At 65.8% G+C, this 26,634-nt stretch carries 24 protein-coding genes and 1 pseudogene; 15 read left to right on the forward strand and 10 right to left on the reverse strand.

Features of this window, described 5'->3' with window-relative positions; translation table 11 throughout:
- Positions 1-24: 24 nt before the first annotated feature.
- Positions 25-432, reverse strand: coding sequence for a hypothetical protein (locus ACSLUQ_RS11215; RefSeq protein ID WP_461808581.1), 408 nt, complete (start codon positions 430-432; stop codon positions 25-27).
- A 96-nt stretch (positions 433-528) separates the two neighbouring features.
- Here ACSLUQ_RS11215 and ACSLUQ_RS11220 point away from each other — a divergent pair, with 96 nt between their 5' ends.
- From ACSLUQ_RS11220 to ACSLUQ_RS11235, 4 genes and pseudogenes are all read left to right on the forward strand, one after another.
- Positions 529-1,338 (forward strand): LysR family transcriptional regulator, encoded by an 810-nt coding sequence (locus tag ACSLUQ_RS11220; RefSeq protein WP_461808582.1) that lies wholly within the window; start codon positions 529-531, stop codon positions 1,336-1,338.
- Between the two features lie 371 nt (positions 1,339-1,709).
- A complete protein-coding gene (locus ACSLUQ_RS11225) occupies positions 1,710-2,255 on the forward strand; it encodes a glyoxalase superfamily protein (RefSeq protein WP_461808982.1) in 546 nt (181 codons plus the stop codon).
- A gap of 106 nt (positions 2,256-2,361) precedes the next feature.
- A pseudogene (locus ACSLUQ_RS11230) lies at positions 2,362-3,125 on the forward strand (IS5 family transposase).
- Positions 3,126-3,429: 304 nt separating this feature from the next.
- A complete protein-coding gene (locus ACSLUQ_RS11235) occupies positions 3,430-4,689 on the forward strand; it encodes an MFS transporter (protein WP_417772444.1) in 1,260 nt (419 codons plus the stop codon).
- A 133-nt stretch (positions 4,690-4,822) separates the two neighbouring features.
- Here the strand turns inward: ACSLUQ_RS11235 and ACSLUQ_RS11240 are convergent, their stop codons facing one another.
- On the reverse strand, positions 4,823-5,221 hold the full coding sequence (locus ACSLUQ_RS11240) for a hypothetical protein (protein WP_461808583.1): 399 nt from the start codon (positions 5,219-5,221) through the stop codon (positions 4,823-4,825).
- 291 nt (positions 5,222-5,512) lie between these two features.
- Here ACSLUQ_RS11240 and ACSLUQ_RS11245 point away from each other — a divergent pair, with 291 nt between their 5' ends.
- The 4 genes from ACSLUQ_RS11245 to glyS all read left to right on the forward strand — a co-directional run bounded on the left by ACSLUQ_RS11245 (position 5,513) and on the right by glyS (position 11,353).
- On the forward strand, positions 5,513-6,445 hold the full coding sequence (locus ACSLUQ_RS11245) for a glycine--tRNA ligase subunit alpha (RefSeq protein WP_417772564.1): 933 nt from the start codon (positions 5,513-5,515) through the stop codon (positions 6,443-6,445).
- Positions 6,446-6,609: 164 nt separating this feature from the next.
- Positions 6,610-7,167, forward strand: coding sequence for a LemA family protein (locus ACSLUQ_RS11250; protein WP_417772442.1), 558 nt, complete (start codon positions 6,610-6,612; stop codon positions 7,165-7,167).
- A 32-nt stretch (positions 7,168-7,199) separates the two neighbouring features.
- Positions 7,200-9,125, forward strand: a complete 1,926-nt coding sequence (locus ACSLUQ_RS11255; protein WP_461808983.1) for a DUF2207 domain-containing protein — start codon at positions 7,200-7,202, stop codon at positions 9,123-9,125.
- A gap of 149 nt (positions 9,126-9,274) precedes the next feature.
- Positions 9,275-11,353, forward strand: a complete 2,079-nt coding sequence (gene glyS, locus ACSLUQ_RS11260) for a glycine--tRNA ligase subunit beta (protein ID WP_461808584.1) — start codon at positions 9,275-9,277, stop codon at positions 11,351-11,353.
- A gap of 111 nt (positions 11,354-11,464) precedes the next feature.
- On the opposite strand, the gene ACSLUQ_RS11265 is transcribed toward glyS, so the two are convergent.
- The 3 genes from ACSLUQ_RS11265 to ACSLUQ_RS11275 form a co-directional block, all read right to left on the reverse strand.
- A complete protein-coding gene (locus tag ACSLUQ_RS11265; RefSeq protein ID WP_417772440.1) occupies positions 11,465-11,650 on the reverse strand; it encodes a hypothetical protein in 186 nt (61 codons plus the stop codon).
- A gap of 36 nt (positions 11,651-11,686) precedes the next feature.
- A complete protein-coding gene (locus ACSLUQ_RS11270) occupies positions 11,687-12,553 on the reverse strand; it encodes a S49 family peptidase (protein ID WP_461808585.1) in 867 nt (288 codons plus the stop codon).
- A gap of 112 nt (positions 12,554-12,665) precedes the next feature.
- Complete coding sequence (locus tag ACSLUQ_RS11275; RefSeq protein ID WP_461808586.1) at positions 12,666-13,649, reverse strand: uracil-DNA glycosylase; 984 nt, start codon at positions 13,647-13,649, stop codon at positions 12,666-12,668.
- A gap of 171 nt (positions 13,650-13,820) precedes the next feature.
- Between ACSLUQ_RS11275 and ACSLUQ_RS11280 the strand changes: the two genes are divergently transcribed.
- Entirely contained in the window at positions 13,821-15,500 is a 1,680-nt protein-coding gene (locus tag ACSLUQ_RS11280) for an electron transfer flavoprotein-ubiquinone oxidoreductase (protein WP_461808587.1), read from the forward strand.
- Positions 15,501-15,610: 110 nt separating this feature from the next.
- Here the strand turns inward: ACSLUQ_RS11280 and ACSLUQ_RS11285 are convergent, their stop codons facing one another.
- The 3 genes from ACSLUQ_RS11285 to ACSLUQ_RS11295 all read right to left on the reverse strand — a co-directional run bounded on the left by ACSLUQ_RS11285 (position 15,611) and on the right by ACSLUQ_RS11295 (position 19,328).
- Positions 15,611-16,168 carry a flavodoxin domain-containing protein gene (locus ACSLUQ_RS11285; protein ID WP_417772436.1) on the reverse strand — a complete coding sequence of 186 codons (558 nt, stop codon included), beginning with the start codon at positions 16,166-16,168 and terminating at the stop codon, positions 15,611-15,613.
- A 103-nt stretch (positions 16,169-16,271) separates the two neighbouring features.
- Positions 16,272-18,599, reverse strand: coding sequence for an NADP-dependent malic enzyme (locus tag ACSLUQ_RS11290; RefSeq protein WP_461808588.1), 2,328 nt, complete (start codon positions 18,597-18,599; stop codon positions 16,272-16,274).
- Positions 18,600-18,605: 6 nt separating this feature from the next.
- Complete coding sequence (locus tag ACSLUQ_RS11295) at positions 18,606-19,328, reverse strand: ceramidase domain-containing protein (RefSeq protein WP_461808589.1); 723 nt, start codon at positions 19,326-19,328, stop codon at positions 18,606-18,608.
- A 170-nt stretch (positions 19,329-19,498) separates the two neighbouring features.
- Here ACSLUQ_RS11295 and moaB point away from each other — a divergent pair, with 170 nt between their 5' ends.
- The 3 genes from moaB (at position 19,499) to ACSLUQ_RS11310 (ending at position 21,804) form a co-directional block, all read left to right on the forward strand.
- On the forward strand, positions 19,499-20,056 hold the full coding sequence (gene moaB, locus ACSLUQ_RS11300; protein ID WP_461808590.1) for a molybdenum cofactor biosynthesis protein B: 558 nt from the start codon (positions 19,499-19,501) through the stop codon (positions 20,054-20,056).
- A 125-nt stretch (positions 20,057-20,181) separates the two neighbouring features.
- Positions 20,182-21,150 (forward strand): MBL fold metallo-hydrolase, encoded by a 969-nt coding sequence (locus tag ACSLUQ_RS11305; protein WP_461808591.1) that lies wholly within the window; start codon positions 20,182-20,184, stop codon positions 21,148-21,150.
- Between the two features lie 417 nt (positions 21,151-21,567).
- Positions 21,568-21,804, forward strand: coding sequence for a hypothetical protein (locus tag ACSLUQ_RS11310; protein ID WP_461808592.1), 237 nt, complete (start codon positions 21,568-21,570; stop codon positions 21,802-21,804).
- Between the two features lie 176 nt (positions 21,805-21,980).
- Here ACSLUQ_RS11310 and soxR read toward each other — a convergent pair whose 3' ends face one another.
- On the reverse strand, positions 21,981-22,412 hold the full coding sequence (soxR, locus tag ACSLUQ_RS11315; protein WP_461808593.1) for a redox-sensitive transcriptional activator SoxR: 432 nt from the start codon (positions 22,410-22,412) through the stop codon (positions 21,981-21,983).
- Between the two features lie 168 nt (positions 22,413-22,580).
- Here soxR and ACSLUQ_RS11320 point away from each other — a divergent pair, with 168 nt between their 5' ends.
- From ACSLUQ_RS11320 to ACSLUQ_RS11330, 3 genes are all read left to right on the forward strand, one after another.
- Entirely contained in the window at positions 22,581-23,798 is a 1,218-nt protein-coding gene (locus ACSLUQ_RS11320) for an MFS transporter (protein WP_461808594.1), read from the forward strand.
- A 284-nt stretch (positions 23,799-24,082) separates the two neighbouring features.
- Positions 24,083-25,222: a PA0069 family radical SAM protein gene (locus ACSLUQ_RS11325; RefSeq protein ID WP_461808595.1), complete on the forward strand. Its 1,140-nt coding sequence runs from the start codon at positions 24,083-24,085 to the stop codon at positions 25,220-25,222.
- A 120-nt stretch (positions 25,223-25,342) separates the two neighbouring features.
- Entirely contained in the window at positions 25,343-26,026 is a 684-nt protein-coding gene (locus ACSLUQ_RS11330; RefSeq protein WP_461808596.1) for a ribonuclease HII, read from the forward strand.
- Positions 26,027-26,150: 124 nt separating this feature from the next.
- On the opposite strand, the gene ACSLUQ_RS11335 is transcribed toward ACSLUQ_RS11330, so the two are convergent.
- Complete coding sequence (locus ACSLUQ_RS11335) at positions 26,151-26,630, reverse strand: F0F1 ATP synthase subunit B (protein WP_417772426.1); 480 nt, start codon at positions 26,628-26,630, stop codon at positions 26,151-26,153.
- Positions 26,631-26,634: the final 4 nt, after the last annotated feature.

Below are 26,634 nucleotides of genomic sequence, written 5' to 3' on the forward strand. Positions count from 1 at the left end.
GCAAGCCCTCCACGAGACCGCCGGTCAGACGTCCACGATGTTCGTGACTGTCTCCCGGAAGAAATCCAGCAAGCCGTCGGTTTCGTGCGAGACGATGAACGTCAGGCTGGTGACGTCACGCTGCCTCTCGCCATAAAAGAACCGTTGATTGAACAGGGTCAGATGCCAGCCGTCGCCCAAGGCGTAGCTGTCGATCCCAAGCGCCTCGGTGCCTTTCGGAAACACCTCCCGACCGAGCCGCCCGATCACGGCCATCAGGGCCTCGCGGGACTTGGCTTGCTGCCAGCTTGTATCGAGTGCGTCGCGGAAGTGGTCGATGCGGAAATCGATATCGTCCGACATCAGCTCGAAGAGCGACGGGTCGCCGGCGACGAACTTGGCGAGTATCTGCCCAATGGCTGTCGCCTCCGGCCGTGCGGGGGTCATCTGCATGATCATAAATCCCTTTTGCTGTGACAAAGCCTATATGCAGCCGCGCCTATGGTTATGAAATTGCTATTCTAACTATCCTTGATATAGTCATTTGCTATGATCGACCTCAACACGCTGCGCTACTTCACCAGCGCATTCGAGACCGGCACGTTCAGCCAGGCGGCGCGCGCAAACGGCGTCAGCCAGCCGACGGTGTCAGTGGCGATCCAGAAACTGGAAGAAAAGCTGCGCGCGCCCCTGTTTCTGCGATCGAAAACGGGGCTGACCCCCACGCCGCTGGCGCGCAGGCTCTATCAAGACGCCGAACAGAGCGTCACTCATCTCGCCACACTGGAGACGCGGCTGCGCGACCAGCCGCAGCGAACTGTCCGAATCCATTGCGCGCCCGACGTTCTGATCCAGGGGATCGCGCCCGGGCTCAGCAGTCTGCGTCGGAATTTCGCGACGCTGATCTTCAGCTTCACCGAAAAGCCGCGCGACAGCGACATAGCCTATCTGTCAGACGCATGCGTTCCGGATAACCACGCGTTCATTCCGCTGGCGGAGGAGCCTTTTCGCGTCGCCGTCGCGCGGTTTCATCCGCTTTCCGCCCTGTCTGGAGTGCACCTGGCCGACCTTCGGGATCATCCCTTGATTCATCGGCCCTACTGCCCGAATGCGGATCAGATGGAGCTTGGGGCCTCGCTGGTATCTCCCGTCGCGCAGACCACGAATGACACGCAACTGCTGGATCTGGTTGCCGCAGGACTGGGGATCGCTTTTGTGCCGCTCTCCCATGGAGACGGGCGCGACGACCTCACGCTTCTGCCTCTGCTCGATGCGGATGCCGGGACGCGCAGGCTCGGTGTGTCGCATCGTAAAACCGCTTTCGCAAAAGGATTGGCCGAGAGGCTGACGCTGTCGTAACTTTTTATAATCTCAAAAAATACTGATATATCATGTATTATATATTCTGAATTCATAATATTATTATAATATTTATTTGATAAATTCTCTTTCTTTCATGTAATGAGAAAATCTCCCGACGCATTCGAGGGGCCCAAATCTAGGTCGTGTGGACAAACCTGATCCATATCCGTTGTGTAACTTCTTTGCTGACAACAGCGGACCCCATCGCTAAGCTGGCTTTATGGCTGGAGGCGGCCAGCAGCCCGCGCCCCCTGAAGGGGGCATGGCAAATGCCTCCCACTCAATCCTTCCTGACCGTTCAACCGTCGGGCGAAGGCGTTGGTAATGCGGGCGCTGACGAAGACTTCGCCGTGACGAAGGAAACGGACATGCGCGACTATCGCGATGCAAAGGCCATGGCAAAAGCCATGCGGGAAGCACTTGCCGAGCGTGGGGCGACGATCACCCACACCGAGGCACTGGAAATCATCGCCCGCCAGTTCGGGCTGCCGAACTGGAATGTCCTATCGGCGAAAGTCGACGATGACGAGGCCGTGCGTTCCGAGGGGATTTCCCTCGAACAGGCGGTGCCCATCGTCCGCATATTTGATGTCGAGAAGGCGAACGAGTTCTATCTCGGATTTCTCGGTTTCACCGTCGATTGGGAACACCGCTACGGCGACAACTTCCCGCTCTACATGCAGATCTCGCGATCAGGGCTCAGGCTGCACCTGTCGGAACATGCTGGCGATGCCACCCCCGGTGGCAACATGTGCGTCTATATGACGGGCATCCGCAACCTTCACAAAGAGCTTCAGACCCAGGACTATCGCTACATGAAGCCTGGACTTCAGGATGAGGGGGACCGGATAGAACTACAGGTCATCGATCCCTTCAATAACCGCATTCGGTTCATGGAGCTCAAGCACCGATAAAGGATTGGTCTCGGGTGAATTGGGCCCCTCCCTGCTGCATTGGCGATCCGCTAAAGCTGTGATGCAACGCTGCTCTTTGAGGAGGGCGGCGTTGATTCGAGGGCTGATGAGCGACGTGGAATGGGCGTTCTTCGCACCGTTCCTGATTGAGAACCGTTCACGTGGCGGCCGTCTGCCGCAAGATCACCGCAAGGTTCTGGACGGCATCTTCTGGATCACGCGGACGGGTTCGCCGTGGCGTGATCTGCCGGACGAGTTCGGCAACTGGAACTCGATCCACCGCCAGTATCGCCGCTGGACTGAAGCCGGCGTATGGGACGTGATGCTGGCAGCGCTTGCCGGAAGCGAGGTGGCTGACGCCACCATGCAGATGATCGACAGCACGATTGTAAGAGCTCACCAGCACGCAGCCGGCGGAAAGGGGGGATTCATAGAAATGCTATTGGCCGTTCGCGCGGTGGGCTCACTACCAAACTTCATACCCGAACGGATGCGCAGGGTCTTGCCATCGGCTTCTGCCTGACCCCCGGCCAGGCCTCGGACATGGCCGCTTATGAGGATTTGATGCAGGAAGAGGCGCCCAATCCAACCGCGATGCTGGCCGACAAGGGCTACGACAGTGATGCAATCCGCAACGACCTTGAACGGCGCGGGGCCGACCCGGTCATTCCAACCAAGTCGAACCGGAAGCTCCAGAAGCCGGTCGACAAGACCAAGTACGCGTTGCGCAATCGCATCGAGCACTTCTTCAACCGTCTCAAGCACTCTCGCCGCATCGCAACCCGGTACGACAAGCTGGCATCAAGCTTTCTCGGCTTCATGCAACTCGCAACGATCCGCCAATGGATCAGGTTTGTCCACACGACCTAAGCGACTGACCTCGTTCCGCTTGATGCCCTCTGCCGGAGGCGCTTGCGCGAATGCTTCCATCGGACCGCGCTCCCGATCACCCATGAGCAGGGTGAATGGTTCCGATCAGAATCTTTCGCTTTTCCGCATCCGGGTTTCCCCCCATGATCGGGGCAACGGTTTCCTCGTGCGCCGGGCCATGCGCGCCCTGGCCGCGCGGCGGGAACGCTCCCACCAGAGGCCGGGAACTCGGCGGCGGCGGTGATCCCGGGCGGTCCGGGCGCGCGCGTTCGACGCTCCGGTCGCCTCGACAGGATCCACGTCCATGACCCGTTCCTCGCCTGCGTCCGCACCGCCCGGTGCTTCCCGGTTCGCCGACCGCCCCAACCTCGCGCTGATCATCGTCTGCGGCTGCCTGATCTCGATGATCGGCTTCGGCCCGCGGTCCGCTCTCGGCCTGTTCCTGACGCCGATGACGGAGGCGCGCGACTGGTCGCGCGAGGTGTTCTCGCTGGCGCTCGCCATCCAGAACCTGATGTGGGGCGCCGGCCAGCCCATCGCCGGCATGGTCGCCGACCGCTACGGCACGGCGCGCACCATCGCGCTCGGCGCGGTGGTCTACATGGCCGGTCTGGTGCTCATGGCCAATGCCGAAACGCCAGGCATGCTCTACATCTCGGCCGGCGTAATGATCGGCCTGGGTGTTGCCTTCTCGTCGTTCTCGCTGGTGCTCGCCGCCTTCGGTCGCGCCGTGACCCCGGCCCAGCGCTCGCTCGCCTTCGGCGTCGGCACCGCCGCCGGCTCCTTCGGCCAGTTCCTCTTCGCGCCGCTTGGCCAGGGGCTGATCGGCGGTTTCGGCTGGCAGCAGGCGCTGATGATCCTCGCCGCGATCACCATGTTCGTGCCCTTCCTGGCGATTGCGCTGAAGGGCAAGCCGACGCCGCATTCGCCAGCGTCCGGGGAACGGGATCAGAACGTCGGCCAGGCGATCGCCGAGGCCTTCGGCACGCGCGGCTTCGTGCTGCTCTCCTTCGGCTTCTTCGTTTGCGGCTTCCACGTCGCCTTCATCACCGTGCACCTGCCGCCCTATATCGTCGACCTTGGCCTCGACGCGAGCTGGGGCGCCATCGCCATCGCGCTGATCGGCTTTTGCAACGTCTTCGGGGCGCTCGCGTCGGGCTACATCGGCGGACGCTTCTCCAAGCCCTACCTGCTGTCGGCGATCTACCTCGGCCGCGCCATCGCCATCGCCCTCTTCCTGATGGTTCCGGCGACGCCCGTGACCGTGCTGATCTTCGCCGGCACCATGGGCTTCCTGTGGTTATCCACGGTGCCGCCAACCTCGGGGCTGGTCGCGGTCATGTTCGGACCGCGCTACATGGCCACCCTCTTCGGCTTCGTCTTCTTCTTCCACCAGATCGGCGCCTTCCTCGGCGTCTGGCTCGGCGGCCGGCTCTACGACCAGACCGGCTCCTACGACGTCATCTGGTGGCTCGGGATCGCGCTGGCGCTGTTCGCGGCGCTGGTCCACTGGCCGATCCGCGAGGCGCCCGTGGCAAGGCTCGCCGGCCAGCCGGCGGAATGACGAAATCGCGTCGGAACGCGACATGTTTTCGAAATTCCGGCGCGAGATTGCACGAATTGCACACGCCCTGCCTAAAAACGGAAGGGGCCGCGCGCCGCGCAGCCCCCTCTTCCGTCCCGACCTGTCACGCGTCCTACCTGTGGGTGGTCATCACCCCGGTGACGGCGCGCGGGCATTCCTTCTGCACGATCACGGTGCCGTTGGGATAGACATAGCGAACCGTGTTGCAGGACTCCGCCGGCAGATTGCGCACCCGATCGGGACGCTGATAGTTGCTCGGAGGAGTCCCGGCGGCAGCGGCGGGCGAGGCGGCGCGCGCCATGCAGGCCGCCGAGGCGCAGATGATCGGGCCGTTCGCCGAACCGCGGAAACTCCAGGTCCGCGAGCCGCCACCGCCCTGGCCGTCACTCGAGGAGGCCGCGCTCGAACCGCCGCCGCCGGCCCCGGCGCTCTGGGCCATGCCCGATGCGGAAAAGCTGCAGATCGACAGGGCCGTAAGGCCGGTGATCGCAAGTGTTTTCAAGGTGATCATCGTCATTTCCTCCAAGTGGCCGGCGGGATCATCCCGGCCGGTCCGGGTTGTGGAGGCGGCGCCTTGGCGCTCTCCTCGCCTCCATGACCAGACAATGACGCAACGGCATTGCAAGCGCTGTGACGTGCGGCACAGGCTCACCGTTTGCTCCGGCAGCCGCTCCGCCTTGACGCGCTGCAAGGTTGATGGCACCTCTCCGCCCGGCGCCTGCCTGCGCCGAGCGGTCCGGCTGGCAGCCGGAGTTTCACCAGGGGACGAAGAGACATGACGAGCGACGCGGTCGCCGCGCATATGCGGCCCGAGAACTCCTTCCAGGGGCTCATCCTGACGTTGCAGCGCTTCTGGGCCGACCAGGGCTGCGTCGTGCTTCAGCCCTACGACATGGAAGTCGGCGCCGGCACCTTCCATCCCGCGACCACCCTGCGCTCGCTCGGTCCGCGTCCCTGGAAAGCCGCCTACGTCCAGCCGTCGCGCCGCCCGGCAGACGGGCGCTACGGGGAAAACCCCAACCGGCTCCAGCACTATTACCAGTTCCAGGCGATCCTGAAGCCCTCTCCGGAGAACCTGCAGGAGCTGTATCTGGCGAGCCTCAAGGCCATCGGCCTCGACCCGGACCTCCATGACGTGCGCTTCGTCGAGGACGACTGGGAAAGCCCGACGCTGGGCGCCTGGGGGCTTGGCTGGGAGTGCTGGTGCGACGGCATGGAAGTGTCGCAGTTCACCTACTTCCAGCAGGTCGCGGGCTTCGAGTGCGCGCCCGTTTCGGGCGAGCTGACCTATGGCCTCGAGCGCCTGGCGATGTACATCCAGGGCGTGGATAACGTCTACGACCTGAACTACAACGGCCGCGAGGGCGCGGAAAAGGTCACCTACGGCGACGTCTTCCTGCAGGCGGAGCAGGAATATTCGCGGCACAATTTCGAGCATGCCGACACCGACATGCTGTTTCGCCACTTCAAGGACGCGGAAGAGGAATGCCGCCGCCTGCTCGACCTGGGCGCAAGGGCCCGCGAGACGACCGGCGCCGCCGTGCACCAGATGGTGCTGCCCGCCTACGACCAGTGCATCAAGGCGAGCCACGTCTTCAACCTGCTCGATGCGCGTGGCGTCATCTCTGTGACGGAGCGGCAGAGCTATATCCTCAGGGTGCGCGAGCTGGCCAAGGCCTGCGGCGGCGCCTTCCTTGAGACGGAAGCCGGTGGCGTCGGCTACGTCGCGGGCTGAGCAGCGGATATTCCCGGTTCGCGCCGGCGGCCGAGGCCGGGCGAACCGGTGCTTCTCCCCGCGCCGTGACATCCGTCACAGCGGGCCGGGCAAATCCGGTTTCCACTTGCGCGAGACTTGCAATAGCCTGCGCTTCCTGCGCGGGCGAACGGAGACTACGCGATATGGCAACCTGGATCGTGCTCGGGCTGATCGTCCTGATCGGCCTTTACCTCGTCTATCTCTACAATGACCTCGTGCGGAAGCGGCAGATGGTGCGCGAGGGCTGGAGCGGCATCGACGTGCAGCTCAAGCGACGCACGGACCTTATTCCCAATCTGGTCGAGACGGTGAAGGGCTACGCCAGCCACGAGCGCGACGCGCTCGAGGCGGTGACGGAGATGCGCGCAAAGGCCGCTGGTATGCCGCGCGACGACGTCGCCGGCCGCGCCCAGGCGGAGGGCATGCTGTCCCAGGCGCTGGGGCGGCTCTTCGCCGTCGCCGAGGCCTATCCCGACCTCAAGGCGAACGAGGGTTTCCGCGACCTTCAGGCCTCCCTGGAAAAGGCCGAGGACGCGCTGCAGATGGCGCGGCGCTACTACAACGGCGCGGTGCGGGCGCTCAACATTCTGGTCGAGAGCTTCCCCTCGAACCTCGTCGCCGGCCGCTTCGGCTTCACCCAGGAAGAGTATTTCGAAATCGAGGACCCGGCGGAGCGCACCGTTCCCAAGGTCTCGTTCTGAAGGCCTCCGCCATGCACTCCCGCCCTGCCGCGATGGCGCGCGTCCTCGCCCTTCTCGCGCCGCTGCTGATCCTTCTCGGCGCCGCGGCGCATGCGGATGAACGCATCCTCTCCTTCGACAGCGACGTGCGCGTTGCCCGCGACGGCGTGCTCACCGTCACGGAAACGATCCGCGTGCGCGCGGAGGGAAACGAGATCCGGCGCGGCATCTTCCGCGACATTCCGCTCACCTTCGAGGCAGCCGGGGGACGGCGGGCACGCGCCGGCTTCGATCTTGTCTCGGTCGAGCGCGACGGACACGAGGAACCGCACCGCACCAACAGCTCGGGCGACGGCGTCAGGATCTACATCGGCTCGTCCGACATGTTCCTGCGTCCGGGCATCTACAGCTACCGGATCGTCTACGAGACAACACGCCAGGTCCGCTTTTTCGCCGATCACGACGAGGTCTACTGGAACGCCACCGGCAACCAGTGGGCCTTTCCCATCGACACGGCGACGGCGCGCGTCGTGCTTCCGGACGGGGTTAAGGCTGAAAAGGCCGACGCCTTCACCGGGGCCTATGGCTCGACCGCGCGCGACGCGACGATCCGGCGGGAGGATGGCGGAAACCGGCTGGTCTTTTCCACGACGCGACCGCTCGCGCCGCGTGAGGGACTGAGCGTCCTCATCGCCATGCCGAAGGGGGCGGTGGCGGAACCGACCGCCAGCGACGAGGCCGGCTATTTCTTCCTCGATCACAAGCTGGAAATTCTCGGCGGCCTCGGCGGGCTGCTGGTTCTCGGCTACTATCTTTGGGCCTGGCGGACGGTCGGACGAGACCCGCGCGCCGGCGTCATCTTCCCGCGCTTCGAGGCACCCGACGGCCTGTCGCCGGCGCTGTCGGCCTATGTCGCCGACAAGGGTTTCGGCGACGGCGGCTGGAAGGCGCTTTCGGCCGCCTGCCTGAATCTGGCGGTCAAGGGATACCTGCACTTCGACGACGTGGAAGGCGACCTGACCTTGTCGCGCCCGGGCGGCGACAGCCGAGCGCGCGGCGGGCTGCCGCGCGGCGAGGCGGCAATCGTCAAGTGGATGGACGCGCGCGGCGAACCGCTGACGCTCGAGAAGGCCAATGGTCCGGCCATCCAGAAGCTGGGCAACGCCTTTCGCGCGGCCATCGAGGGCGAGAACCGCGAGCGCTACTACAAGAAGAACCGCTTCTATCTGGTCCCCGGCATCGCGCTCAGCGTCCTGTCGATCTTCGTGCTTCTCGTCTTCGGAGACCTGAACGAGGAGCAGGTCGCACTGCTCATCCCGGTCGCCTTCATGGGCATCTTCGTCACGATCGCCTCGGTCAATTTCGGCAAGTCGTTCCGCCGGGCAAGCGGCATCGTCAAGCGGGTCGTTCTCGCCCTTGTCGCCTTCTTCGTCCTCGGTTTCGGTCTGATCTTCAGCACCGTGTTCCTGGTCTTCACCTCCGGCGGCATGCCGGTGCTGCCGATGATCGCGCTGGCGCTGCTCATGGTCAACGTCCTCTTCGCCAGGCTTCTGGGTGCCCCGACAGCGCTCGGGCGGAAGGTGACGGACGAGATCGAAGGCCTGAAGATGTATCTGACGGTCGCCGAGAAGGACCGGATGAACATGGAAGGGGCGCCGAAAATGTCCCCCTCCCATTTCGAGACGCTCCTCCCCTTCGCCGTTGCGCTCGGCGTCGAGAAACCGTGGTCGGGCGCCTTCCAGACATGGCTTGCGAGTGCGGAGGGAGCGGCATTGGCGGCAAGCTACCATCCCGGTTTCTACTCGGGCCGTCATTTCGACAGCAGCGACGTCGCCGGCTCCTTCGGCGACACACTGAGCGGGATGGCGAGCGGCTTTTCCTCCTCGCTGCCGGCGCCCAAATCCTCCAGCTCCGGTTTTTCCGGCGGCGGCGGCTTTTCCGGCGGCGGTGGCGGCGGTGGCGGCGGCGGCGGCTGGTAAGCACGGCGCGGATGGACCGCGCCCTCGCGAAATTCGCAACCTCCCGGCCGGCGCCGGGGGGTGACTTTTCGGCCCCCGCTTGCTAACGGACGCAGGCAATCATTCAGCGTGCCGACCGGCCGCGCCCATGAACCAATCGAGACGCCAAGATGCCCGATCTTCTCCTGGAGCTGTTCAGCGAGGAAATCCCCGCCCGCATGCAGCGCCGTGCCGCGGAAAACCTCAAGTCGCTGGTGACCAATGCGCTGGTCGACGCGGGCGTCACCTATGAGGGCGCCAAGGCCTTCGCCACGCCCCGACGGCTGGCGCTGCACATCGCCGGTCTGACGGCGGGCTCGAAAGCGACCCGCGAGGAGCGCAAGGGACCGCGCGTCGGCGCCCCGGAAAAGGCTCTGGAGGGCTTCCTGCGCGGCGCGGGGCTTGCCTCCATCGACGAGGCCAGCATCGTTACGGACCCGAAGAAGGGCGACTTCTATGTCGCCGTGATCGAGAAGCCCGGCCGGGCGACGGGCGAAATCGTCGCCGACGTGATGCCGGAGATCATCCGCACCTTCCCCTGGCCGAAGTCCATGCGCTGGGGAACGGGGCAGCTGCGCTGGGTACGCCCGCTGCATTCCATCGTCGCCAGCTACGGCCCCGAGACCGAGGAGCCGGAGGTCATCGACTTCGAGATCGACGGCATCCGCTCTGGCAAGACAACGCGCGGCCATCGCTTTCATGCGCCCGACGCCTTCGAGGTGCGCCGGCTCGAGGACTACGCCGAAAAGCTGGAAAAGGCGAAGGTCGTGCTCGACGCCGACCGGCGCAAGGACATCATCGCCCATGACGCGCGCAACCGGGCGATGGCGCTCGGGCTGGAGCTGGTCGAGGACGAGGGGCTGCTGGAAGAGGTCGCCGGCCTGGTGGAATGGCCGGTGGTTCTCGTCGGCACCTTCGAGAAGGCGTTCCTGGAGCTTCCCGACGAGGTGATCCGCCTGACGATCCGCGCCAACCAGAAGTGCTTCGTCATGCGCGACCCGGCCACCGGCCGGCTCACCAACCGGTTTGTCGCCGTCTCCAACATCGAGGCCCCGGACGGCGGAGCGACGATCATCGCCGGCAACGAGAAGGTGATCCGCGCCCGGCTTTCGGACGCCCGCTTCTTCTGGGAGACAGACCTGAAGGCTTCGCTGGAAAGCCGTCTGCCGAAGCTCGACAGCGTCGTCTTCCACGAGAAGCTCGGCACCCAGGGCGCGCGCGTGCGCCGACTCGAGGCGCTGGCCCGCGAGATCGCCCCGCTTGTTGGCGCTGACGCTGACAAGGCGGAGCGTGCGGCACGGCTCGCCAAGGCCGACCTGCCGACGCAGATGGTCTACGAGTTCCCCGAACTGCAGGGCCAGATGGGCCGCACCTATGCCGAATTGCAGGGCGAGGACGCCTCGGTCGCCGTCGCCATCGAGGACCACTACAAGCCGCAGGGCCCATCCGACGCGGTGCCGGCCGACCCTGTCGCCATCGCCGTTGCGCTCGCCGACAAGCTCGATCTGCTGACCGGCTTCTGGGCGATCGACGAAAAGCCGACCGGCTCCAAGGACCCCTTCGCGTTGCGCCGCGCGGCGCTCGGCGTGATCCGCATCGTGCTGGAGAACGGGTTGAGGCTGAAGCTCGGCGCGCTGCTGGCAGTCGCGAACCCGGCAATGGCGGGCAACGACAACGCGCTTGCCGCCGATCTCCTCGCCTTCTTCGCCGACCGGCTGAAGGTCCATCTGAAGGAGGAAGGCGCGCGGCACGATCTCATCGACGCGGTCTTCGCGCTGGACGGCCAGGACGACCTGTTGATGGTGGTGAAGCGTGTCGAGGCGCTCGGCTCCTTCCTTGCAACCGAGGACGGAGCGAACCTTCTCGCCGGCACCAAGCGCGGGGCGAACATCCTGCGCGCCGAGGAGAAGAAGGACGGCAGCACCATCACGGGCGCGCCGCATGCCGACCATCTGGTCGAGCCGGCGGAAATCGCGCTCGCCGCAGCCATCGATACGGCGCGCGCGGCGATCCGCGCGGCGTTGTCGCGAGAGGATTTCGCCGGCGCGATGACGGCGCTCGCCGGCCTTCGCGCGCCCGTCGACACCTTCTTCGACGATATCCTCGTCAATGCCGAGGATGCGGCGCTGCGCCTCAACCGGCTGCGCCTTCTCGCCGAAATCCGTGAGGCGACGCGCGAGGTCGCCGACTTCTCCAAGATCGCCGGCTGACAGGCAGGCGACAGGACACGTCGACGACGGTCCTGTCGCTTCCGTTTCAGGCAGCGTTTTCCGCGCCGACGCGGATCGCGGGCAGGCGTCGGGCGGGTTTCCCCGTCCGGCTCAGTCCTTCGGGCGGTAACGGCCGGTTTCCGGGTCGCGCTCAAGGGTCGGGATCGCCTCGCCCTTTGCCGTCTTTCTGGCCGCCTCAGACACCTTGCGCTCAACGCGGGCCATCTCGCGCCGCGCCGCCTTGACCAGCAGGTAGCCGCCAATGGCGAGGCTCGCGGCTGCAATCACATTGACCATCTCAAAATCCCCAGAAGCGGCAGGGCGCTCGCGCGCTCACAGTCCGTAGCGCGCCCACATCGCGCGTTCCTCAAGCGTTGCCAGCGTATCACCGGCAAGGCCGGCGGCAAGCGGCGCGCCGGCGGCAAGGGCCGAAAGGCCGACGCCAACACCCTGCTTGCGCGAGAACAGCGAGCGCTGCCCGCCGATCAGCCGCATGCGCACATCATCGCCGAAGCGGGCGCGCAGCGTCGAGCGGATATCGCCGAGGCGGTCGACCAGGCCGAGGTCGCGGGCGGTGCGGCCGGTCCAGAACAGGCCGGAAAACAGATCCGGCGCATCGGACAACACGTCGCCGCGCCGCGCCTTCACCATGGCGATGAAATCCTCGTGCACTTCCTGCTGGATCGCCTTGAGATGGGCAACATCCTCGGAGCGCTCGGGGCGGAAGGGATCGAGGATCGCCTTGCTCTCGCCGGAGGTATGCACCCGGCGCTCGATGCCAAGCCGGGCAATCGCCTCGGGAAAACCGAAGCCGGCGGAGACGACGCCGATGGAGCCGACGATGGAATTGGCATCGGCGTGGATCTCGTCGCCGGCAATCGCCAGCATGTAGCCGCCGGAGGCGCCCACGTCCTCGATGAAGGTCAGCACCTCGCGCTTCTTCTCGCCTGCGAGCTGGCGGATGCGGTCGTGGATCAGCCGCGACTGGACGGGCGAACCGCCGGGCGAATTGATCACGAAGGCCACCGCCGGCGCGTCAAGCGCGAAGGCGCGATCAAGAAGCGGGGCAACGGTTGCCATCGACAAGCCAGGGCGAAAGGGCGCTCCCATGCCGATGGCACCGCTCAGGCGGACGACGGGCACGGTGACCGGCACCTTGCCGAGTTTGCCGGGGAGAAACTTGCGAAGGCGATTGAACACGCGGGCGAACCTCGAAATCGGCGTCGGAAAGGATAAAGCGTCACCCAACGATATAGGACGCAACCGCGCCGATACAAAGAACCGCGCGGCAAACGCGGGCCGCGCGACGGGTTCAGGCGCTTTCCAGTGCCTCGCGGATCGCCAGGAAGTCGCGCCAGGCATAGCGCTTCTGGATCGGGTTGCGCAGCAGATAGGCCGGGTGCAGCGTCGCCATGGCCCGCAGCGTCCCGCCTCCGGCGGCCGGCCCGAGCGGAACGTCGAGCCAGCGGCCGCGCAGGCGCAGGATGCCTTCCTGGGTTCCGGCAAGCGCGCTGGCCGAGGCACCGCCGAGAAAGACGAGCACCTTCGGCCGCACCAGTTCGATCTGACGCATGACGAAGGGTTTGCAGATTTCGGTTTCCTGCGGGCTCGGCGTGCGGTTGCCGGGCGGACGCCAGGGCACCACATTGGTGATATAGGCCTGCGACCGGTCGCGCCCGATGGCGGCCAGCATCAGGTCGAGCAACTGGCCGGAGCGGCCGACGAAGGGAACACCGGAGCGGTCCTCCTCGCGCCCCGGGGCCTCGCCGACGAACATCACGTCAGCCTGCGGATTGCCGTCGGCAAAGACCAGCGACTTGGCCGTGAGGCGCAGGTTGCAGCCTTCGAAGCGGGAAAGAATATCGCGCAGTTCCGCAAGGCTGCCGGCGGTGGCCGCCGCCTCACGCGCGGTGGCGATGGCCTCGTCGCCCGGAATGGTCGGGATCTCGCCGCCTTCGCGGGCCTGCGCCGGCGGGGCGGGCATCGCTCGGGCAGGCTCGCGCGTCAGCGGCGCTTTCGGCGCTGAGCGCTCCATCGGCCGGGCAAGGGGCTCGTTCTGGAAGGAAGACGCCCCCTCCCCCGCGTCGCCTTGCGCGCCCCGCGATGACGCAGGCGCGCTGCGCACGGCAAGCGAAAGCTCCGTCAGGGCGAAGGCGTCAACCGCCTCGTCGCCGATCCAGGCATCCGCGCCGGTGCCGAGATAGAAATCGACGAGCGCTTCCAGCCCCCGCACCACCTCGGGCGGCGGGGCGTGGGGGAAGGCAGTCTCCCCGTCGGTCGGTCGGCTCGGTCCCATGGGGCTGTTGTGACGCATCCGGCGCGCGCGCGCAACGCCGGCGGAGAAGCGCGCCACATTCCCCTTACGTCAAAGGCATATAGCCGGATACTATGGCAAGGCGGATTGCGAGCGCTTTCGCACTGCACTAAAGAAAGAGCGGGTACGCGCCAGAAAAAGAGGGAGACGGGCATGGCCGAGACGGACGAGCTGCCGGAACGCGAGAGCATGGATTTCGACGTGGTGATCGTCGGCGCCGGTCCTGCCGGCCTGTCGGCGGCGATCCGGGTCAAGCAGCTTGCGCAGGAAAGCGGGACGGACGTGTCCGTGGTCGTGCTCGAGAAGGGCTCGGAAGTCGGCGCGCATATTCTCTCCGGCGCGGTGGTCGACCCTGTCGGCATCGACCGGCTGCTGCCGAACTGGCGCGAGGAGGCGGACACGCCCTTCAAGACGCCGGTGAGCGCGGATCATTTTCTGCTGCTCGGGCCGGCCGGCTCCATGCGCCTGCCGAACTTCCTTATGCCGGGTCTGATGAACAACCACGGCAACTACATCGTCTCGCTCGGCAACGTCTGCCGCTGGCTTGCCGAGAAGGCCGAGGCGCTCGGCGTCGAGGTTTATCCCGGCTTCGCGGCCGCCGAGGTGCTCTATGACGAGGACGGTCGCGTCGTCGGCGTCGCCACCGGCGACATGGGCGTCGGCCGCGACGGCAAGCCCAACGCCGGCTACACGCGCGGCATGGAGCTGCGCGGCAAATACGTGCTGATCGGCGAAGGCGCGCGCGGCTCGCTCGCCAAGGAGCTGATCGCCCGCTACGAGCTCGATGCCGCCTGCGATGTGCCGAAGTTCGGCATCGGCATCAAGGAACTGTGGCAGGTCGCTCCGGAGAAGCACCGACCGGGCCTCGTTCAGCACTCCTTCGGCTGGCCGCTTGACGACAAGACCGGCGGCGGCAGCTTCCTCTACCATCTGGAGGACAACCAGGTGGCGGTCGGCTTTGTCGTCCACCTGAACTACAAGAACCCCTATCTCTCGCCCTTCGACGAGTTCCAGCGCTTCAAGGCGCACCCGGCGATCCGCGAGACCTTCGAGGGCGGCAAGCGCATCTCCTACGGCGCGCGCGCCATCACCGAGGGCGGGTTCCAGTCGGTCCCGAAGACGAGTTTCCCCGGCGGCCTGCTGATCGGCTGTTCGGCCGGCTTCGTCAACGTGCCGCGCATCAAGGGTTCGCACAACGCGATACTCTCCGGCATGCTGGCCGCGGAAGAGGTCATGGGCGCGCTCGCGCGCGGCGAGGCCAACACCGAGCTTGCCGCCTATGACAGCGCCTGGCGCGCCGGCGAGATCGGCAAGGACCTGAAGCGCGTGCGCAACGTCAAGCCGCTGCTGTCGCGCTTCGGCACCCGGATCGGCACGCTCCTCGGCGGGCTCGACATGTGGACCAACGAACTGTTCGGCTTTTCCTTCTTCGGCACGCTGAAGCACGGCAAGCGCGATTCGGATTGCCTGGAGCCGGCGGCGAACTTCACCCCCATCGCCTATCCGAAGCCGGATGGCGAGGTGTCCTTCGACAAGCTCTCCTCGGTGTTCCTGTCCAACACCAACCATGAGGAGGATCAGCCTATCCACCTCAAGGTGAAGGACATGGCACTGCAGAAGGCATCCGAGCACGACGTCTTCGCGGGTCCGTCGAACCGCTACTGCCCGGCCGGCGTTTATGAATGGGTCGAGGAGGGCGAAGACGCGCCGCGCTTCCAGATCAACGCGCAGAACTGCGTCCACTGCAAGACCTGTGACATCAAGGACCCGAACCGGAACATCACCTGGACGGTGCCGGAAGGCTCGGGCGGCCCCAACTATCCGAACATGTGATCCGGCGCTTCGCCACCACATGACGAAAAAGGCCCCGGCGGTTCTCCGCGCGGGGCCTTTGCTTTTTCGCCTCCCCCCGCGGTCACGCACGCTGGCTGGGTCACGAGATCTCAGGCGGTCTCGCGGGCAAAGGGAACAACACGGGTGATGAACCCGTCGACGAAAAGATCAAGCGCTGCCCAGTCGGTGAATTCCAGCTCGCCGGACGCCGGCATCGCGACGCCCTTCTCACGCAGAATCCGGTGAATGACCCAGCGCTTGAGAAGGCCCATGCGGCTGTCATGGACGGCGCCAGCGGCAAGATGCACGCTGGTCGCCTCCCAATGCAGCTCATCGAAGAGATCCTCGACCACGGCGCGCGCGTCGGCCAGATCCTCCGCAAGCATCGACGCCGCCGACAGGCTGACGGAAACGAACGCCGTCGGCACCCGCTCGAGCCGCGCCCGCTGCAGGCGGATGAAGTCGACCATCTCTGCCTGGTGGCGTCCCAGATGCAGCGAGGCGGCAAGCACGGCCGCGTCGAAGAGGCCAAGCTCGAGAGCCGCCGCCGCGCGCGCATCGACGAGCGTCACCTGCGCGCGGGCCGCCTTCAGGCGCGCCGCGATGCGCTCGGCGATTTTCCGTGTCTGTCCCTCCGACGTGGCATAGACCACGAGATAATGCGACATGCTTGCCACCTGAACCTGCCTCCCCGGCACGTTCAGAGTGCATCATGCCGACGACGGTTGCATGACGCGGCGCCTTGTCTTTCGGCCTAAGCCGGCAAATCGATCAGGCTTGCGCCTGAAGGCGCTTGGTCTGCGCCTCCACCGCCGCGAAGGCCGACATGTTGACGACGCCACGCGAGGTCACCGACGGGGTGAGGATGTGCGCCGGCTGCGCCGTGCCAAGCAGGATCGGCCCGACGTGGAGGCTGTCTGTCATCACCTTCACCAGGTTGAGGGCGATGTTGGCCGCATCCAGCGACGGGAACACCAGAAGGTTGGCCTCCCCGGTCAGGCGCGAGTTCGGCATGACACGGTTGCGCATCGCCTCGGAAAGCGCGCTATCGCCGTGCATCTCACCGTCCACCTGCAAGTCCGGCGCGATCTCGCGCAGCAGCTCCAGCGCCTCGCGCATCTTGCCGGCCGAGGCCATGTCGCGGGAGCCGAAGTTGGAGGCCGACAGCAGCGCGGCGCGCGGGGTAATGCCGAAGAGGCTGATCTCCTCCGCCGCGAGACGGGTCATCTCCGCGATCTCGCGCGCCGACGGGTCGATGGTGACATAGGTGTCGGTGAAGAAGGTCGCGCCGTTCGAATTGATCAGCAGCGACAGGGCGGAAAAGTCCTGAACGCCGGGCGCCATGCCGATGATGCTGCGAACATTGCCCAGGTGCTTGGAATAGCGCCCTTCCAGCCCGCAAATCAGCGCATCCGCCTCGCCCCGACGTACGGCGAGCGCGCCGATCACCGTCGGATTGGACCGCACGATGTTTCGGGCGGCCTCCGGCGTCACACCGCGCCGGCCGGCGATCGAGAACAGAGTGTCGACATAATCGCGGTACCGCGGGTCGTCCTCCGGATTGATGTACTCGAAGTCGACGCCGGGACGGATCTTGAGACCGAAGCGCTCGCAGCGATTCTCGATCACCGACGGACGGCCGATCAGGATCGGCAGCGCAAGCTGGTCCTCGATGAGCACCTGGGCGGCGCGCAGAACGCGCTCGTCCTCGCCGTCGGCATAGGCAATGCGGGTCTCACTGGCGCGCGCGGCGGCGATGATCGGCTTCATGATCAGCCCGGAGCGGAAGACGAAGCGGTTCAACCGGTCGTTATAGGCGTCGAAGTCGGTGATCGGACGCACCGCGACGCCGGTTTCCATCGCCGCGCGGGCGACAGCCGGGGCAATGCGCAGGATCAGCCGCTGGTCGAAAGGCGAGGGAATGAGGTACTTCGGACCGAAGGTCTCCGTCACGCCGCCATAGGCGCGGGCGGCAACGTCGGAGGGCTCCTCGCGGGCAAGCTCGGCGATGGCGGTGACCGCGGCGAGCTTCATTTCCTCGTTGATGGTCGTCGCGCCCACATCGAGCGCGCCGCGGAAGATATAGGGGAAGCAGAGGACGTTGTTGACCTGGTTCGGATAGTCCGAGCGGCCGGTGCACATCATCACGTCGTTGCGCACGGCGAGCGCGTCTTCCGGCATGATCTCGGGGCGCGGATTGGCGAGCGCCAGGATCAGCGGCCTGTCGCCCATGGAGGCGACCATCGCCGGCTTCAGCACGCCGGCCGCCGAAAGCCCCAGGAACACGTCGGCACCGGGAATGACCTCCGCCAGCGTGCGCGCGTCGGTCTTCTGGGCAAAGATCGACTTCCATTCGTCCATCAGGCTCTCGCGACCCTCGTAGACGACGCCCTCGATGTCGGTGACGAAGATGTTTTCCCGGGCAGCGCCGAGGGAGACGAGCAGGTTCAAACAGGCAAGGGCGGCCGCGCCTGCGCCCGATGTGACGATCTTGACCTTGGAGATGTCCTTGCCGGCAAGCTCAAGCGCGTTCTTGACCGCCGCGGCGACGATGATGGCGGTGCCGTGCTGGTCGTCATGAAAGACGGGAATGTTCATCCGCTTGCGCAGGGCGCGCTCGATCATGAAGCATTCCGGCGCCTTGATGTCCTCCAGGTTGATGCCGCCGAAGGTCGGCTCGAGCACCGCGACCGCGTCAACGAAACGCTCGACGTCGGTCTCGTCGACCTCGATGTCGAAGACGTCGATGCCGGCGAACTTCTTGAAGAGCACCGCCTTGCCCTCCATCACCGGCTTGGAGGCGAGCGGCCCGATGGCGCCAAGCCCAAGAACCGCCGTGCCGTTGGAGATCACGCCCACGAGATTGGCGCGCGCGGTGTAGTAGGCCGCCATCGCCGGATCGCGGGCGATCTCGTTGCACGGCGCCGCCACGCCCGGCGAATAGGCGAGCGCCAGATCGCGCTGGTTGCCGAGCGGCTTGGTCGCCTGGATCTCCAGTTTTCCCGGCTGCGGGTGGCTGTGATAAAACAGCGCCGCCTCATCAAGATCGCGGGCATGGTTCGTCGCGGTGTGCGGGGCTGTCTTCGGCGCATCGGTCATGGCGGGTCACTCGGGCTTGCGGTCGGCGGCCGGGGCGGCGCCCGGCCAGGGTTCGGCAGTTGAAACGGTTGGCGCGGCCACCGTCGCTTCTTCACCCTTCGCCCGTATCAGCAGGCGAATCAACAAGAAGAGCACGACGGCGTTCAGGCAATGCCATACGAAATGCGTACCAAGGGGGAAAGCAGGACAAACAGCCGCGTCCGCTGTGCGAAAGGCGAGCGAGACGATGAAGACGCCGGCAGCGGCGAGAAGCGACCCGGCTCCGGCCAGCCCGCGCAGGCGAAGCGCGACGGCGACGCCCGGCATGGCCAGCGCCGCCGGCAGGTAGCCAGCGCCAGAACCGAGCCCCGACGCCAGGCGCGCGACGGCGAAGCCGCCGAGCAGGAAGAGCACTGTCGCAAACGCGGAAACCCGCCGCGACAGGCCATGCAGCCTGGTCAGCGCCAGATAGAAATAGACGTGAATGAAGACCGCGATCGGCAGCACATCGGCAACACCGGACCAGCGGTTGGCGAACGTGTGGAATAGAAAGGAGCCCAGGCCGATGACCGCAAGGATCGCGATCAACAGGCCGACAGCCGGATCGATGCGGCCGCGTGCCCTTGCCAGCCCCCAGGCAGCCAGGGCGGCGACCAGAAAGGCGGCGTTGGTCAACGCGTTGACCGGCTCCGCCCAGAAGCCAGGATCGAGACGCTCGCAATAGGCGTCGACGGAAGCCCACCAGTCCATGCCGCCTTGCGCCTCCCTCTCGCCGCGCCCGCGCCTGCCCCTTGATCCACCGGTACGCCCTGCCCATCTGCGACGGAGCGCGGCGGTCTTCGTTGTGGCGCGGAACCTGGCCCGAGCCTATTCTTGGCAACGCCCGCGATGCAAACCCCTGCCTGCAAGGATCCATGATCATGTCACGCATCGATGACAGCCGCCCCTTCGTTCCGCTCAATATCGCGGTGCTGACCGTTTCCGACACGCGTTCGCTGGACGAGGACAGGTCCGGGTCAACGCTGGCCGCACGGATCGAGGATGCCGGCCACCGGCTCGCCGACAGGGCCATTGTCACCGACGACGTCGACAGGATCCGCGCGGCGGTCAACCGCTGGATCGAGGATCCCGGCGTCGACGTCATCATCTCCACCGGAGGCACCGGCTTCACCGGGCGCGACGTGACGCCGGAGGCGATCGAGCCGCTGCTCGAGAAACGCATGGACGGCTTCTCGGAGGTGTTCCACCGCATTTCCTACGATAAGATCGGCACCTCGACGATCCAGTCGCGGGCGACCGGCGGCGTCGCCGGGGCGACCTACATCTTCGTGCTGCCCGGCTCGCCCGGTGCCTGCAAGGACGCCTGGGACGGCATTCTCAAGTGGCAGCTCGACTATCGGCACATGCCCTGCAACTTCGTGGAGATCATGCCCAGGCTCGACGAACACCTGAAGCGCGGCAAACTGCGGGAAGCCTGAGATCCCCTCGCTCTGACGCAACGGCATCAAAAGCCTTCACGGTTTCGTGAGAAGGTCTCCCTTGGCGCATGAGTCATCCTAGGTTCGACTGCGACGACTTCATCTCATCCGGGAGGATCCAGACCATGACGCTTCAGACGGTCAATCGCCGCACCCTGATCGCCGGCGCGGCGACGGTGGCGCTTGCCGCGCCGGCGCTGCTCTCGCAGACGCGCATCGCCAGCGCAGGAGCGCCGATGCTCGGCGCCTCCGCCCCCAGCTTCCGCCGCATCAAGCTCGGCGCCTTCGAGGTCACCACACTCCGCGATGCGGCGCGCGCGATGGACGGGCCGCATCCCACCTTCGGCACCGACCAGGAGGCTTCGGCCGTCGCCGAGCTTCTGGCGGCCAACAGCCTGCCAAGCGGGCGCATGGTCAATGGCTTCACCCCGACGCTGGTCAACACCGGGTCCGAGCTCGTGCTCTTCGACACCGGGCTTGGTGGCGAGGCGGGGTCCCTGCCCGAGCAGATCCGGGCTGCCGGCTATGCGCCCGAGCAGATCGACGTCGTCGTGCTGACCCACATGCACCCGGACCATATCGGCGGGCTGATGCGCGACGGAAAGCCGACCTTCGCCAACGCACGCTATGTCACCGGGCAGTCGGAATACGACTTCTGGTCGGCGGAGGCGCGCATGACCGGCCCGACCGAAGGCGTCGCCAAGCTGGTCCACGCCAATGTCACGCCGCTTGCCGAGAAAACCACCTTCATCGGCAACGAGGGCACGGTCGTCTCCGGCATCTCCGGCATCGACACCTTCGGCCATACGCCGGGCCACATGTCGTTCCACCTGGAAAGCGAAGGCCAGCGGCTGCTCGTGTGGGGCGACGTCGCCAACCACTTCGTCGTTTCCGTGCAGCGGCCGGACTGGCATGTGCGCTACGACATGGACAAGGCGCAGGCCGCAGCGACGCGCAAGCGGATCTTCGACATGGCCGCCGCCGACCGCCTGCCGGTCATCGGCTATCACATGCCGTTCCCCGGCATCGGCTACATCCAGTCCTCCGGTGAGGGCTACCGCTGGGCGCCGGAGACCTATCAGTTCGAACTGTGAGGGCGCGGCGGACCGCCGCCGCCCCACCCGCCTGGCCTCCCCGGCCCCCGGAGCGATCCGGGGGCCTTTTTCGTTTCGCGCGGAGCCGCACTCAGGGTCTGGTCGCCCGTCCGGCCGCCAGATCGTCATGCCCGCCCCCTGTCATGAATAACAGGGATTTCGGAACGTAGTTTTTCCGCCGGCCGAAATCATCAATGTGACGCTGCGTTTTTATCATCTGTAATTATTACAGTAACTCGAGATCACATTTCAGTCACATCTAGGTTCCGCCACGATCATTCCCCACTGTTACCCCTTGACAGCCTATTTATCGCCCGCACCGACCGCCACCTTGCTTCACATGGACGGCACCACCGCCGGCCTGCGGTCTCCCAGTCCCAACGGGGAGACCGGCAGACTGACCAAAAGGAGGCACCCATGAAGAAGACGATCATCGCGCTTGCCGCTCTCACCTCGTTCACCGGCGCGGCCCTTGCACAGGCCCCGAGCTTCGCGGAGATCGACGTCGACCAGAACGGCGAACTCTCCATCGCGGAGCTCGCGACGGCGATGCCGAATCTCACCCAGGAGGCCTTCAACACAGCGGACGCGGACGGCAACGGCTCGCTTTCCGAGGCCGAGTTCGAGGTGCTCACCTCCAACAGCGGCGGCTAACCGGCGCTGCGAGACAGGCTCCGCCTCCCACTCGTCCCACGTGGGAGGCGGGGCCTGCCCCTTTTTTCAGCTTTCCAGAAGTTCTCCCCCTGCCAATACCTCCCCCGACGCACCTGCCGCCCCTCCGGGCGGCATTTTTTTGGGCCCCCGAAATTCGCGTGGGCGCGCGGAATGCCTCAGTCCAACAGGACCGGGCCAACTCCGTCTTTTCCCAACACATCCTCGGGGTTGCGCAGCGGGCAAGCCTCCATGGAAAGGCATCCGCAGCCGATACAGCCCTGCAAGTCGTCACGAAGCTGACTGAGCGCCCTTATTCGTTGCTCCAGCCGATCTTTCCAACTCGCGGAGAATACGCGCCATTCCTGAGCAGTGGGCGCGCGGTCTTCGGGTAGGGAAGACAGCGTTTCCTTGATCTCGGCGAGAGAGATCCCTGCCCGCTGCGCTATTCGGATAATTGCGACAAGCCGAAGGAGGCCGCGTGGATACCGCCGCTGATTGCCTGCGGTCCGGCGCGATTTGAGCACACCTTTTTTCTCGTAAAAGTGCAGGGTCGATATGGCGACGCCCGAGCGTCTGGCCATCTCTCCGACAGTCAGTTCGGTTTTCATGCTGGCACCTTGGCAAACCTCGACATTACTTCAGCTTATCGCGACATCCGTGCGACCGGGCAAGCACATTCCGTACGGCCAGAGCGCGCAAGGATTCCCCTTGACCTAAACCATAGTCGAGGTCGTACAAGCTCGCTCCACAGCGACCACAAAGCCAGAAGACGAAAAATGTCATCCAATTCCATTTCCGGTTCTCCGCCCCCCGCTCGCGGAGATGTCGAGGCCAGGGCCAACTGGCCTGCGGTCTTCACGTTGTCCTTCGGGCTCTTCGGCCTTGTGACCACCGAACTTCTCCCCATCGGTCTCATCACGCCCATGGCGTCCGAGCTTGGCGTCAGCGACGGCGCCGCCGGCCAGGCCGTTACCGCCACGGCGATCATCGCCGCCGTGGCGGGCCCGCTGCTCGTTCTCGGATCGGGACACCTCGACCGGCAAAGACTGGTCCGAATTCTGGGTATCCTGTTCTTCGTTGCCACTTCGATGTCTGCACTGGCCCCCAGCCTGCCTGTGCTGCTTGCCGCGCGCGCCTTGCTGGGCGTTGCGCTTGGCGGGACATGGGCCATGGCAATCGCATTGACGATGCGCCTCGTGCCGGGTGGAAAGGTTCCTCTGGCCCTGTCCATCATCTTCACCGGCGTATCCGTCGCGAACGTCATTGCCGCACCTATCGGCGCCTATCTCAGCGATGTCCTGAGCTGGCGCGCCGCCTTCTTGATGGCCGCGGCCGTCGCTTTCATCGCCCTTGCCGGGCAGGTTTTGACGATCCCCAGGCTTCCGACAGCCACCCCGCCCAGCATCGCGTCGTTCCGGATGACCTTGAGCCGCCCGGCAGTGCTGACAGGCCTGACAACCGTGTTCTTCGTCCTTTGTGGAAACACGGCCGGCATCTCCTTCGTCCGGCCCTTCCTGGAAGCCGGCCCGCAGCTCGACGTAAAGACGATCTCAATCGTGCTGCTGACCTTCGGTGTCGCCGGTTTCTTCGGAAACCTGATCGGCGGAGCGCTGTCCTCCCGCAGTCCCGCTCTGACTGCCGCCGGCGGGGCGCTCGTCATCGCGGCTGGAACGACAGTTCTGGCCAGCCAGGGGAGCACGACGCCCATCATCTTCGTCGCAACCGCGATCTGGGGGCTCGGCTTCGGAACGTTCCCGGTCGCGATATCGAGCTGGAATGCCCAGGCAGCGCCCGATCAGGCCGAAACTGCGGGGGCGCTTCTGTCGACAGCCTTTCAAGTTGCCATCGCGAGCGGTGCCGTACTTGGCGGCCTCTTGCTGGAAGGACTTGGCGCGGTCGCCCCGATCTACAGCGCCGGACTTGCTGCCGTGACCCGCGCGTCCGTCATGCTCTTTATTGGCGGCTCGACGGAGCGACCGCGCCCGACCTGCTAACGCCGGCGGCCGCATTGCACGACCCCATGGCATGGCCGCCCGCTCTACAGCGCGCGGCCATGCTGTCGCCATAGCCTCAGATCAGGCACCGGCTTCAATGGCGCAGCTTTGTCTCGCATAGCCGCCTACACAGAAAGCGAGCGTCCGTCACTTTTCCATGGCCGCCGGTGCTGCAGGTCTTCTGGCACGCCCCTCCACGGGTCTCTTTTCAGCGCTATTTGTTCCTGATATGTTCACACTATTAGGCGTGACTCAGGCTGATGCCGATCAGGAGCAGACAGGCAATGCAGACGGGCAGGACGCAGCGTCCTCTTTCCCCTCCTCTTCCCCCGGCGCCGGAGCCCGGCGCGCCGCCCGCCGGCGATGCCCGCGGCGCATCCGGACGCGGCGCGGGCCTCAACATGGCCGGGCGCTACGAGCGGGAAAGCAGCGAGATCTTCGACGACGGCTGGGGAACGCTCGACGAGATCGAAACCCTGCGCACCCACGTCCACGAGGAGCGCGCGCGAACGATCATCACCCGCAACGAATCGCCCGACATTTCCTTCGACCGCTCGATCAATCCCTATCGCGGCTGTGAGCACGGGTGCGTCTACTGCTTCGCCAGGCCGAGCCACGCCTATGTCGGGTTGTCGCCAGGACTCGACTTCGAAAGCCGCCTGACCGTCAAGCCCAACGCGGCGGAGCTGCTCGAGCGGGAATTGTCGCGCCCCGGCTACGCGCCGCGCACCATCGCCATCGGCACCAACACCGACCCCTATCAGCCCATCGAGCGCCAGTGGAAGATCATGCGCGAGATCCTGACCGTTCTCGACCGCTGCAATCATCCTGTCGGCATCGTCACGAAGTCGGCGCTGGTGCTTCGCGACATCGACATTCTGGGCCCCATGGCAGAGCGCGGCCTGGTCAAGGTGGCGCTCTCGATCACGACGCTCGACCGCAAGCTGGCGCGCACGATGGAGCCGCGCGCCGCAACGCCCGAAAAGCGGCTCGCCGCCATCCGCGGCCTGTCCGAGGCGGGCATACCGACAAGCGTGATGGTTGCCCCCGTGATCCCGGCGCTCACCGATTCGGAAATGGAGCGGATCCTGGAGAGCGCCCACGAGGCAGGCGCGCGCGAGGCGGGCTACATCCTGCTGCGCCTTCCTATCGAGGTAAGCCCGCTCTTCCGCGACTGGCTGTTGCGGCACCGCCCCGACAGCTATCGCCATGTCATGAACCTCGTGCGCTCGATGCGCGGCGGCAAGGATTACGACGCGCAGTGGCAGAAGCGCATGAAGGGCGAGGGCCCCTATGCCGAGCAGCTTGGCCGCCGGTTTCAGCTCGCGGCAAAACGCATCGGCATGAACGCCAAGCGGCGGGCGCTGAACAAGGACGCCTTCCTCGCGCCGCGCGCGGGCGGCGTCCAGCTGCAACTGTTTTGACCGCAGCGTCGTGACCGGCTTGCCGCACCTCCGCGCAGCGATGCCCGTACTTGTCTTTGCCGGCGTTTCGCGGCAGGAACGTCAGATGAGGCACGCTCCCCCCTATCCCGACGCGCAGGCATGACCCTTCGCGGATCCATGCCGCTCTTCGACCGGCTCGAGATACCTGACGCCATCGACCCCGGTGCGGAAGCCCGGATCGCGGCACGCTTCGACAATCGGCTCGCGGGCATCGACGAGGCCGGGCGCGGGCCCTGGGCCGGACCGGTCGCCGTGGCGGCGGTAGTCCTCGTACCGGGCGACGTGCCGGACGGTCTCGCCGATTCCAAGGTGCTCAAGGAGGCCGAACGCGAAAGGCTCTTCGAGGAGATCTGCGCACGCGCCCATGTGGCGCTTGCCTATGCGGCACCGGAAACCATCGACAGGCGCAACATTCGCGCAGCGACCCTGGCTGCCATGGCGCGCGCGGCACGCGCCCTTCCACTGTCCCCGACCTTTTGCCTGATTGACGGACGCGACGTACCGCCGGGGCTTCCTGTTCCGGGCGCAGCCGTCGTCAAGGGAGACGGCCGGCTGATGTGCGTCGCAGCCGCTTCCATCATCGCAAAGGTCGCGCGCGACCGGCTGATGAAGCGCATGGCGACCCATTGGCCCGCCTATGGCTTCGACGGCCACAAGGGCTACGGCACGGCCCGACACGCCGCCGCGCTTGCCGAGGCCGGCGTATCGCCGCTGCACCGGATGAGCTTCCGTCCGGTCGCTGCTGCAGCCGCGGCCGGCAAAGCACCCGACAAAGACCGCTGACGGCGGCCGCATCGCCCCCGCAAGACAGTTCCCTGAAAAGACAGCGCACTGAAACGCAAAAACGGCCCCGAAGGGCCGTTCGCGTTTTCGCGTCCGCGCGGGCGCCAGGCACCCGGGGGCGAACTCAGTTCAGACGGGTCTTGACCGCATCGATGCTCTCGGAGAGCAACTTCTCGCTGACCGCGCCGGTGACCTTCTTCGACAGAATCGCACGGGCGGCCTCGATGGCCAGGTCGGAGGCGCGTGCCTTGACCTCGGCAATCGCCTGCCCCTCGGCCTGCGCGATCTTCTGCTCGGCGGCAACCGTGCGCCGGGCGATCATCTCCTCGAGGGCGGCATTCGCCTCGACCGTCATGCGGTCCGCCTCGCGCTTGGCCTCGGCAATGATGCCCTCGGCCTCGCCTTCGGCTTCCTGACGACGACGCTGATAGTCGGCGAGGAGAGCCTGCGCCTCCTCACGCAGCTTGCGCGCGTCGTCCAGTTCCTTGCGGATCGTGTCCGCCCGCTTGTCGAGCGAGCTTCCGATCATGCCAGGGACCTTGAAATAGGCCAGCACGACAAAGAACAGAATCAGGCCGACCAGTGCCCATGCTGTGGCGTCCATCAGC

The sequence above is a fragment of the Stappia sp. ICDLI1TA098 genome (assembly GCF_054880955.1).

What these genes read in the sequence shown, in the direction of transcription:
- ACSLUQ_RS11215 (WP_461808581.1), bottom strand. Translation starts at nt 432, where the DNA reads ATGCAGATGACCCCCGCACGGCCGGAGGCGACAGCCATTGGGCAGATA.
- ACSLUQ_RS11290 (WP_461808588.1), bottom strand. Translation starts at nt 18,599, where the DNA reads ATGACCGATGCGCCGAAGACAGCCCCGCACACCGCGACGAACCATGCC.
- ACSLUQ_RS11320 (WP_461808594.1), top strand. Translation starts at nt 22,581, where the DNA reads ATGTCATCCAATTCCATTTCCGGTTCTCCGCCCCCCGCTCGCGGAGAT.
- ACSLUQ_RS11280 (WP_461808587.1), top strand. Translation starts at nt 13,821, where the DNA reads ATGGCCGAGACGGACGAGCTGCCGGAACGCGAGAGCATGGATTTCGAC.
- ACSLUQ_RS11275 (WP_461808586.1), bottom strand. Translation starts at nt 13,649, where the DNA reads ATGGGACCGAGCCGACCGACCGACGGGGAGACTGCCTTCCCCCACGCC.
- ACSLUQ_RS11305 (WP_461808591.1), top strand. Translation starts at nt 20,182, where the DNA reads ATGACGCTTCAGACGGTCAATCGCCGCACCCTGATCGCCGGCGCGGCG.
- moaB (WP_461808590.1), top strand. Translation starts at nt 19,499, where the DNA reads ATGTCACGCATCGATGACAGCCGCCCCTTCGTTCCGCTCAATATCGCG.
- ACSLUQ_RS11330 (WP_461808596.1), top strand. Translation starts at nt 25,343, where the DNA reads ATGACCCTTCGCGGATCCATGCCGCTCTTCGACCGGCTCGAGATACCT.
- ACSLUQ_RS11250 (WP_417772442.1), top strand. Translation starts at nt 6,610, where the DNA reads ATGGCAACCTGGATCGTGCTCGGGCTGATCGTCCTGATCGGCCTTTAC.
- ACSLUQ_RS11295 (WP_461808589.1), bottom strand. Translation starts at nt 19,328, where the DNA reads ATGGACTGGTGGGCTTCCGTCGACGCCTATTGCGAGCGTCTCGATCCT.
- ACSLUQ_RS11265 (WP_417772440.1), bottom strand. Translation starts at nt 11,650, where the DNA reads ATGGTCAATGTGATTGCAGCCGCGAGCCTCGCCATTGGCGGCTACCTG.
- ACSLUQ_RS11310 (WP_461808592.1), top strand. Translation starts at nt 21,568, where the DNA reads ATGAAGAAGACGATCATCGCGCTTGCCGCTCTCACCTCGTTCACCGGC.
- ACSLUQ_RS11335 (WP_417772426.1), bottom strand. Translation starts at nt 26,630, where the DNA reads ATGGACGCCACAGCATGGGCACTGGTCGGCCTGATTCTGTTCTTTGTC.
- ACSLUQ_RS11255 (WP_461808983.1), top strand. Translation starts at nt 7,200, where the DNA reads ATGGCGCGCGTCCTCGCCCTTCTCGCGCCGCTGCTGATCCTTCTCGGC.
- soxR (WP_461808593.1), bottom strand. Translation starts at nt 22,412, where the DNA reads ATGAAAACCGAACTGACTGTCGGAGAGATGGCCAGACGCTCGGGCGTC.
- ACSLUQ_RS11325 (WP_461808595.1), top strand. Translation starts at nt 24,083, where the DNA reads ATGCAGACGGGCAGGACGCAGCGTCCTCTTTCCCCTCCTCTTCCCCCG.
- ACSLUQ_RS11245 (WP_417772564.1), top strand. Translation starts at nt 5,513, where the DNA reads ATGCGGCCCGAGAACTCCTTCCAGGGGCTCATCCTGACGTTGCAGCGC.
- ACSLUQ_RS11240 (WP_461808583.1), bottom strand. Translation starts at nt 5,221, where the DNA reads ATGATCACCTTGAAAACACTTGCGATCACCGGCCTTACGGCCCTGTCG.
- ACSLUQ_RS11220 (WP_461808582.1), top strand. Translation starts at nt 529, where the DNA reads ATGATCGACCTCAACACGCTGCGCTACTTCACCAGCGCATTCGAGACC.
- glyS (WP_461808584.1), top strand. Translation starts at nt 9,275, where the DNA reads ATGCCCGATCTTCTCCTGGAGCTGTTCAGCGAGGAAATCCCCGCCCGC.
- ACSLUQ_RS11235 (WP_417772444.1), top strand. Translation starts at nt 3,430, where the DNA reads ATGACCCGTTCCTCGCCTGCGTCCGCACCGCCCGGTGCTTCCCGGTTC.
- ACSLUQ_RS11225 (WP_461808982.1), top strand. Translation starts at nt 1,710, where the DNA reads ATGCGCGACTATCGCGATGCAAAGGCCATGGCAAAAGCCATGCGGGAA.
- ACSLUQ_RS11285 (WP_417772436.1), bottom strand. Translation starts at nt 16,168, where the DNA reads ATGTCGCATTATCTCGTGGTCTATGCCACGTCGGAGGGACAGACACGG.